A 1,556-nucleotide genomic window follows, 5' to 3' on the forward strand; every position below is an offset into this window, starting at 1 on the left:
TGCCGGCGATCCCGTCGAGCGCCTCGGCGACGGCCTTGCGGTCCAGCCGCTCCGGGTCGGAGACGACGAGGTGGGCGGCGACGGAGGTCTGCACGCCGATCAGCGTGATGCTGTGCGCCAGCAGGTCGTGCAGGTCGCGGGCGATGCGCAGCCGCTCCTCCGCCACCCGTCTGGCCACGGTCTCCTCCCGGGTGCGCTCGGCGCGTTCGGCCCGTTCGACGATCGCGGAGAGGTAGTTGCGGTGCACCCGCGCGGCCTCGCCGAAGAGGGCGACGGCGATGACCCAGCCGGAGATCCGCAGGATGTCCATGGCCCGGCTCATGTCGACCGTCGTCAGCACCGCCATCAGCCCGCCGAGCAGCCCGCCGACGACCAGCGCGGTACGCAGCCGGGGCCCGGCGAAGGCCAGCGAGTAGACGGCGACCACGGTGGCGGGCACCGGCGCGTGGTGGACGTTCTGCAGCCCGTGGTACGGGAGTTGGAGGGCGATGACCGCCGCGAACGTCGCCATCGGCGCCGGCCGCCGCCACGCCAGCGCGGCGCAGGTCGCCACCAGCAGCACCCAGCCCGGCACGTCCGGCCGGTGGGCGCCCACCTCGACCTCCGCCAGCAGCGCGAGCCCCGCCGACATCGCCGTCACGGCCGCCGCGAGCGCCAGGTCCCTGCCCAGCGGCACGACGAACCGCCCCTGTACCGATGTCGGTGGCGGCATGCGGCTCTTCCTCACCCGGACGGCCCGGTCGTGTCGTTCCGGGTACGCCCCGGGGCGACGGTGGCAGCCCCGCCGGGCGGCTTCGCGGAGAGGCGCGCCGCCCGGCGGGGCAGGGTCCACGGGCTCCGGCCGGGGGAACCGGAGCCCGCAGTCCGGTGGGTGGTGCAGCGCACCGGCGGCCGTCCTCCGCCCGCCGCGGACCCGGCCGGGGGGTGCGGGCACGCAGGGGTGGAGGACGCGCCGCCGCTGCCCGGTCACCTCCCCACCAGTTCGGGACGACTGCGTGGTCGTGCGCTCGTACGTGTCCAGCCTCCCGGGCGGCGCGGCGGGTGTCCTCGCTCCCGCGACGGAGACCGGCGCTACTGCCCGGGGCGACCCGGACCGGCCGCTACTCCCCGGGGAGTACGCGCAGGTGGTACCGGCCCCGGGTCAGGCGCCGGGCGTGAGCTTCGCGGCCATCACGACATGCGGGCCGACGCCCTCGATGACGAACTCCGCGCCGCGCACCTCGAAGCCGCGCTTGAGGTAGAAACCGGCGGCCGAGGTACGGGCGTTGCACCAGACCAGGTGCGCGCCGCGGGACGCCGACTCGGTGAGGCCCGCGGCGAGGACGGCGACGCCGTAGCCCCGGCCGCGCGCGGCGGGGTCGCTGGCCATGCCGCGGAAGCGGTAGGCGGGGGTGTCGTCGCCGGGGAGCGCTTCGGGGCAGAAGGAGACGCAGGCCGCGAGCGCGCCCTGGTCGTCGTACGCGGCGAGGTGGAAGGCGCCCGGCGCGCTGTCCTCCGCGAACTCCGCCTCGGCGGGCGGGCGTCCCGGCAGCAGCACGGAGTGGCGCAGTGCGAAG

At 76.6% G+C, this 1,556-nt stretch carries 2 protein-coding genes; both read right to left on the reverse strand.

Annotated elements, in window-relative coordinates; all coding sequences use genetic code 11:
* The coding region (locus H5J30_RS32380) for a histidine kinase (RefSeq protein WP_258563642.1) at positions 1-712 on the reverse strand (712 nt) is incomplete at its 3' end.
* Positions 713-1,141: 429 nt separating this feature from the next.
* A partial coding sequence (locus H5J30_RS32385) for a GNAT family N-acetyltransferase (protein WP_181791214.1) occupies positions 1,142-1,556 on the reverse strand: 415 nt, incomplete at its 5' end.

The sequence above is a fragment of the Streptomyces phytophilus genome, from assembly GCF_013870535.1.
GTDB lineage: Bacteria > Actinomycetota > Actinomycetes > Streptomycetales > Streptomycetaceae > Streptomyces > Streptomyces phytophilus.